General features: G+C 73.8%; 5 protein-coding genes. 4 read left to right on the forward strand and 1 reads right to left on the reverse strand.

The features are described from left to right. Window positions 1-10 precede the first annotated feature (10 nt). Window positions 11-1,600 carry an acyl-CoA carboxylase subunit beta gene (locus tag BJP40_RS01825; protein WP_071278035.1) on the reverse strand — a complete coding sequence of 530 codons (1,590 nt, stop codon included), beginning with the start codon at window positions 1,598-1,600 and terminating at the stop codon, window positions 11-13. Window positions 1,601-1,721: 121 nt separating this feature from the next. Between BJP40_RS01825 and BJP40_RS01830 the strand changes: the two genes are divergently transcribed. The 4 genes from BJP40_RS01830 to BJP40_RS01845 form a co-directional block, all read left to right on the forward strand. Then, the gene (locus BJP40_RS01830; protein WP_071278037.1) at window positions 1,722-2,627 is read left to right on the forward strand and encodes a biotin--[acetyl-CoA-carboxylase] ligase; all 906 of its coding nucleotides are present in this window, start codon (window positions 1,722-1,724) and stop codon (window positions 2,625-2,627) included. A gap of 157 nt (window positions 2,628-2,784) precedes the next feature. Then, window positions 2,785-3,924, forward strand: a complete 1,140-nt coding sequence (locus tag BJP40_RS01835) for an adenylate/guanylate cyclase domain-containing protein (protein WP_071278039.1) — start codon at window positions 2,785-2,787, stop codon at window positions 3,922-3,924. Between the two features lie 67 nt (window positions 3,925-3,991). Beyond that, window positions 3,992-4,774, forward strand: a complete 783-nt coding sequence (locus BJP40_RS01840; RefSeq protein WP_371258586.1) for an enoyl-CoA hydratase/isomerase family protein — start codon at window positions 3,992-3,994, stop codon at window positions 4,772-4,774. A 153-nt stretch (window positions 4,775-4,927) separates the two neighbouring features. Next, window positions 4,928-6,166, forward strand: a 1,239-nt coding sequence (locus BJP40_RS01845; RefSeq protein ID WP_079170847.1) for a GGDEF domain-containing protein, incomplete at its 3' end; no start/stop codon positions are given.

The raw sequence follows: 6,166 nt of genomic DNA on the forward strand, positions 1-6,166 counted from the left end.
CGGGGGCTCCTCACAGGGGGATGTTGCCGTGCTTCTTCGGGGGCAGGTCTTCCCGCTTCGTGCGGAGCTGACGCAGGCCCTTCACGATGTGGGCGCGGGTCTCCGACGGCATGACCACCGCGTCGATGTAGCCGCGCTCCGCCGCCGTGTACGGGTTCAGCAGGGTGTCCTCGTACTCCTGGATCAGGCGCGCCCGCAGCTCCTCGCGCTCCTCGTCGGGAGCCGCCGCGAGGGTGCGGCGGTGCAGGATGTTCACCGCGCCCTGCGCACCCATCACCGCGATCTGCGCCGTGGGCCAGGCCAGGTTGAGGTCGGCGCCCAGGTGCTTGCTGCCCATCACGTCGTAGGCGCCGCCGAACGCCTTGCGGGTGATCACGGTGATGAGCGGCACCGTGGCCTCCGCGTACGCGTAGATCAGCTTCGCGCCGCGCCGGATGATGCCCTCGTGCTCCTGGCCCACGCCCGGCAGGAAGCCGGGCACGTCGACGAAGGTCAGGACCGGGACGTTGAAGGCGTCGCAGGTGCGGACGAAGCGCGCGGCCTTCTCGCTGGCGTCGATGTCCAGGCAGCCGGCGAACTGCATCGGCTGGTTCGCCACCACGCCCACCGGGCGGCCCTCCACCCGGCCGAAGCCCGTGACGATGTTCGGCGCGAACAGCGCCTGGGTCTCCAGGAACTCGCCGTCGTCGAGGACGTGCTCGATGACGGTGTGGATGTCGTACGGCTGGTTCGCCGAGTCCGGGACCAGCGTGTCCAGCTCGCGGTCCTCGTCGGTGATCGTCAGGTCGGCTTCCTCCGGGTACACCGGGGGCTCCGAGAGGTTGTTCGACGGGAGGTACGACAGCAGCGACTTGATGTGCTCGATCGCGTCCTTCTCGTCCGCCGCCATGTGGTGCGCCACGCCCGACGTGGCGTTGTGGGTGCGGGCGCCGCCCAGCTCCTCGAAGCCGACGTCCTCGCCCGTCACGGTCTTGATGACGTCCGGGCCGGTGATGAACATGTGCGAGGTCTGGTCCACCATCACCGTGAAGTCGGTGATCGCGGGGGAGTACACCGCGCCGCCCGCGCACGGTCCGACGACCAGGGAGATCTGCGGGATCACCCCGGAGGCGTGCGTGTTGCGGCGGAAGATCTCGCCGTAGAGGCCGAGCGCGCTCACGCCCTCCTGGATGCGGGCGCCACCGGAGTCGTTGATGCCGATCACCGGGCATCCCGTCTTCAGCGCGAAGTCCATCACCTTGACGATCTTCTGCCCGAAGGTCTCGCCCAGGGCGCCGCCGAAGACGGTGAAGTCCTGGGAGAAGACCGCCACCGGACGGCCGTCGACCGTGCCGTAGCCCGTCACCACGCCGTCGCCGTACGGGCGGTTCTTGTCCAGGCCGAAGTTGGAGGAGCGGTGTCGCGCGAACTCGTCCAGCTCGACGAAGGAGCCCTCGTCCATGAGCAGGTCGATGCGCTCACGGGCGGTCAGCTTGCCCTTGGCATGCTGCTTCTCGACGGCACGCTCGGAACCCGCGTGCGTCGCCTCCTCGATTCGGCGCTGCAGGTCCGCGAGCTTCCCCGCGGTCGTGTGGATGTCGATCTCTGGACGCTCGGACATCGGGATGCGGCTCCCTGCCTGGTACACGTGTGGTCACGGGCTGCGTTGGCTACTGGCCCGTAGCGTATCGGCGGGGGTGGCCTTCGGCAGTGCGGTGTTTGCCACACCTACGCTGGGTTGCATGACGCCCTCACTTGGTCCAGCGAACCGCGCAGGCAGCGGCTCCGGAAGCCCCGATTCCGCGGCCGGACGCTGGAGCGACCTCGACCGGCCCCCGCTCAATGCCGCGACGCTGCGCCGGGCCCTCCTGCGGCCGGGGTCGCTGTGGACCTCCCTCGACGTCGTGCCCTCCGTGGACTCCACCAACTCCGACCTGGCGCGCCGCGCCCCCGACCTCCCCGAGGGCGCCGTCCTGGTCGCCGAGGAGCAGACGGCGGGGCGCGGGCGGCTCGACCGGACCTGGTCGGCGCCCGCCCGGTCGGGGATCTTCGTCTCCGTGCTGCTCAAGCCGGCCGTGCCGGTGCAGCGGCTCGCGTGGCTGCCGCTGCTCACGGGGGTGGCCGCCGCCACCGCGCTGGCCCGCGCCGCCGGCGTCGACACGGCCCTCAAATGGCCCAACGACCTGCTGGTGCACGTCGGCAAGGGCGCGGACAAGGAGGAGCGGAAGGCGGGCGGCATCCTCGCCGAGCGCGCCGCCGAGCACGGCGTCGTGGTCGGGCTCGGCCTCAACGTCACGCTGCGCGCCGACGAGCTCCCCGTGCCCACCGCGGGCTCCCTGGCCCTCGCCGACGCCGTCTGCACCGACCGCGACCCGCTGCTGCGGGCCGTCCTGCGCTCCCTGGAGGAGTGGTACCGGCGGTGGACCGCCGCCGACGGCGACCCGGCCGCCTCCGGACTCCAGGAGGCGTACGCCGCCGGGTGCGCCACCCTCGGCCGCACCGTGCGGGCGGAGCTGCCCGGCGACCGGGCGCTGACCGGCGAGGCCGTGGCCGTGGACGGCGACGGGCGCCTGGTCGTCGCCACCGCCGACGGCGGCCGGGAGGCCGTCGGGGCGGGCGACATCGTCCATCTGCGCCCTGCGGGCTGAACGCGCTGGGACGCCGGGACGTGAGCTACGGCACACCTGACGTATCGTTGAGGCGGCCCGCCCGGGGGTGCCCAGCAGCACCCCCTCGTGCACGCCACGGGGCGGGGCGGCGACAGAACGGCGGAGCAGTGCGTACGGAACGGGCAGGAGGCGGCCGGTGACCGTCGACGACGCGAACGCTGGCGGAGCGGCACACCCCTCCCCCCACCATGTCGTCGACCACACCGCGGAGCCGACCGACAACCCTCTGGCCATCCGCCTGGAGCAGCTCATCCTCGGCGCCGAGCGGCGTTACACCCCCTTCCAGGCGGCCCGCACCGCGGGCGTCTCCATGGACCTCGCGTCCCGGTTCTGGCGGGCCATGGGCTTCGCCGACATCGGGCAGGCCAAGGCGCTGACGGAGGCCGACGTGCTGGCCCTGCGGCGGCTCGCCGGACTCGTGGAGGCAGGGCTGCTGAGCGAGCCGATGGCCGTGCAGGTGGCGCGGTCCACCGGGCAGACCACGGCCCGTCTCGCGGAGTGGCAGATCGACTCGTTCCTGGAGGGGCTGACCGAGCCGCCGGAACCGGGCATGACCCGCACCGAGGTCACGTACCCGCTGGTGGAGCTGCTGCTGCCGGAGCTCCAGGAGTTCCTGGTGTACGTGTGGCGGCGCCAGCTCGCCGCCGCGACCGGCCGGGTGGTGCAGGCGGCCGACGACGACGAGATGGTGGACCGGCGGCTCGCCGTCGGCTTCGCCGACCTGGTCGGCTTCACCAGGCTGACCCGGCGGCTGGAGGAGGAGGAGCTCGGGGAGCTCGTGGAGGCCTTCGAGACCACCTGCGCCGACCTCGTCGCCGCCCACGGGGGGCGGCTCATCAAGACCCTCGGCGACGAGGTGCTGTTCGCCGCGGACGACGCGGGCACCGCCGCGGAGATAGCGCTGCGGCTCATCGAGACCCTCAGGAACGACGAGACCATGCCCGCGCTGCGGGTCGGGATCGCCTTCGGCACGGTCACCACCCGCATGGGCGACGTCTTCGGCACCACCGTGAACCTCGCCAGCCGGCTCACCTCCATAGCGCCGAAGGACGCCGTCCTCGTGGACGGGGCGTTCGCGGAGGAACTGGCCCGCACCCGGGAGGCACCCGAGTCGGAGGCGCAGCTCGCGGAGGAGGTTGCGCGCGCGGAGAAGGAGGGCGGGAAGCCGCCCGCGTACCGGTTCGCGCTCCAGCCGATGTGGCAGCGGCCCGTGCGCGGCCTCGGCGTGATCGAGCCCTGGCTGCTGTCGCGGCGGGAGCCTAAGATCCCCGGGTAACCAAATGAACGGTCGTTAACCGGGAGGGCCCGCCGCCGTGTCCGAATCGTCGTCCGCTGCCACCGACCTGCGCTTCGGGGAGTTCGTCGCCGTGCGCCGGCACGGCCATGTCGCCGAGCTGCTGCTCGACCGCCCCAAGGCCATGAACGCCGTCTCGTCCGAGATGGCCCGCTGCATCGCTGCGGCCTGCGACGCCCTGGCCGCCGACCCGTCCGTCCGGGTCACCGTCCTGACCTCCTCCCACGACCGGGCGTTCTGCGTGGGCGCCGACCTCAAGGAGCGCAACTCCTTCACGGACGACGAGCTGCGCGCGCAGCGGCCGACCGCCCGCGCCTGCTACACCGGCGTGCTGGAGCTGCCCATGCCGACGATCGCCGCCGTGCATGGCTTCGCCCTGGGAGGCGGCTTCGAGCTGGCGCTGGCCTGCGACCTGATCGTGGCCGACGCGACCGCGGTCGTCGGGCTGCCCGAGGTGTCGGTCGGTGTCATCCCCGGCGGCGGCGGGACGCAGCTGCTGCCGCGCCGCGTGGGGGCGGCCCGCGCCGCTGAGCTGGTCTTCACGGCCCGCCGGGTGCCCGCGGCCGAGGCGGCCGGCCTCGGCCTGGTCGACGAGCTGGTGGAGGAGGACGCCCGGGGCGCCGCCCTGGAGCTCGCCGGGCGGATCGCCGCCAACTCGCCGGTCGGGCTGCGCGCCGCCAAGAAGGCGATGCGGCTCGGCCACGGCCTCGACCTGCGGGCGGGCCTGGAGGTCGAGGACGCGGCCTGGCGGACCGTCGCCTTCTCCGGCGACCGGCGGGAAGGCGTCGCCGCCTTCAACGAGAAGCGCTCGCCGGAGTGGCCCGGAGCATGACGCACCGCCCCTCGCGCCGCGGTAGGGGGCTGTGCGGCGACCCCGCCGGCGCGGGCGGCCGGGGCTGCTCCGGGTGCGGGGGATGGCGTCACCTGGCGTAACCGGAGTGGCGATCTCGGGTAAAACGTACGAAATCATCCCTAAGCTTGAGGAATGGGTGAGGATGTCCGGCTGAGGGCCGTGGTGGCGCTGGCGCAGGCCATGGCGGCCGCGCACACGCCGCGCGAGTGCTGGCGCGCCGCCGCGCTCGGCGCGCGAGACGCGCTCGGTGGTACGTTCGCGGCCCTCTCGACCTGGCAGCGGGACCTCGGCAGGCTCAAGGTCCTGGTGAACGCCGGTCAGCGGGCCCCGGACGAGGAGGAGTTCCCGGAGGACGAGACGTACCCCGTGTACCAGTTCTCCGAGATCACCGAGTTCCTGCACGAGCGCTGGGCGGGCGGCGGGGAGCCCAACGCCTGGGTGGAGACGGCCGACGGGCCGGCGCCCGGCCCGCGCCCCGGCCACCGCAGACCGGATGCCTCGCCCGGCGGGGCCCGGTCCATGCCCTGGGGCCGGGCGGCGGCCCTGCGTCGGCGGGGCCGCGGCTGCTGCGTCGTCGCGCCGATCGTGCTGCACGGGCGGGCCTGGGGCGAGCTGTACGTCGCCCGACCGGTCGGCGCGCCGGTCTTCGACCGGGGTGACGCGGACTTCGCGACGGTGCTGGCGGCGGTCGTCGCCGCCGGGATCGCGCAGACCGAGCGGCTGGAGGAGGTCCGCAAGCTGGCCTTCACCGATCCGCTGACCGGGCTGGCCAACCGCCGGGCCGTGGACACCCGGCTGGAGGAGGCCATCGAGCGGCACCTCGCAGACGGCTCCGTGGTCGGCCTCGTCGTCTGCGACCTGAACGGACTGAAACGGGTCAACGACACGCAGGGCCACGCCGTCGGCGACCGGCTGCTGGAACGGTTCGGCTCCCTGCTGTCGTACTGCGGTGCACGGCTGCCCGGGGGCCTTGCGGCACGCCTCGGCGGAGACGAGTTCTGCCTCGTGACGGTGGGGCCGAGCGCCGACGAGCTGGTCGCGGTGGCGGACGAGCTGTGCGTACGCGCCGGAGAGCTGGAGCTCGGCGAGGGCGTCGCCTGCGGGGTGGCCTCCACCGGCGACCCGATCGGCCCGGTGCGGTCCGCGCGGCGGCTGTTCCGGCTGGCGGACGCCGCCCAGTACCGGGCCAAGGCGGCGCTGTCGCCCAAGCCGGTGGTCGCCGGGCGCGACGGGGCGGTGGTGCGGCTCGCCGACGCCCCGCCGGCGGCGGCCCGGGACCGGCGGCGGTTCCGCGACGCCCGTCCGGACCCGCGGCCGCCGGGCCCGGGGCCGTCCGGAGCGGCACCGTCCGGGCCGGCACCGTCCGGGTCG

It is taken from the genome of Streptomyces sp. CC53, from assembly GCF_001865245.1.
Classification (GTDB): Bacteria; Actinomycetota; Actinomycetes; order Streptomycetales; family Streptomycetaceae; genus Streptomyces.

What these genes read in the sequence shown, in the direction of transcription:
- BJP40_RS01825 (WP_071278035.1), bottom strand. Translation starts at nt 1,600, where the DNA reads ATGTCCGAGCGTCCAGAGATCGACATCCACACGACCGCGGGGAAGCTC.
- BJP40_RS01830 (WP_071278037.1), top strand. Translation starts at nt 1,722, where the DNA reads ATGACGCCCTCACTTGGTCCAGCGAACCGCGCAGGCAGCGGCTCCGGA.